Annotated in this window: 1 pseudogene; it reads right to left on the reverse strand. The window is 72.9% G+C overall.

The features are described from left to right. Positions 1 to 329, reverse strand: a pseudogene (locus tag PUR61_RS02960) (hypothetical protein); the annotation flags it as partial.

Raw genomic sequence — 329 nt, forward strand, 5'->3', positions numbered from 1 at the left:
GGGTCGAGCGAGGCGCGCAGCTGCGGCTGGTAGTAGCGGGCGGCGGCGACGTCGGCGACCGCGAGCAGCGCGGCGGCGGCCGGTGCGGGCTCGGCCAGGAAGCCCGCGAAGAAGCGGGCCTGGTGTTCGCGGTGCACGGGGTCGCTGTAGCTCGCGTGGCAGCTGGCGACGACCAGGGGCCGGAAGCTCGTTTCACCACTGTCGGGGTGGACCATCCGCAGCGTGAGTTTGCCGATGTCCACCACCTGTGACGGGTCCACCACCGCGTCCGGGATGCTGTCGCCCAGCACCCAGACGCCGCTGCGGCCCTCGATCCGGGTGGTCTCCAC

Origin of the sequence: Streptomyces sp. BE20 (genome assembly GCF_036322525.1) — a bacterium.
Taxonomy (GTDB): domain Bacteria; phylum Actinomycetota; class Actinomycetes; order Streptomycetales; family Streptomycetaceae; genus Kitasatospora.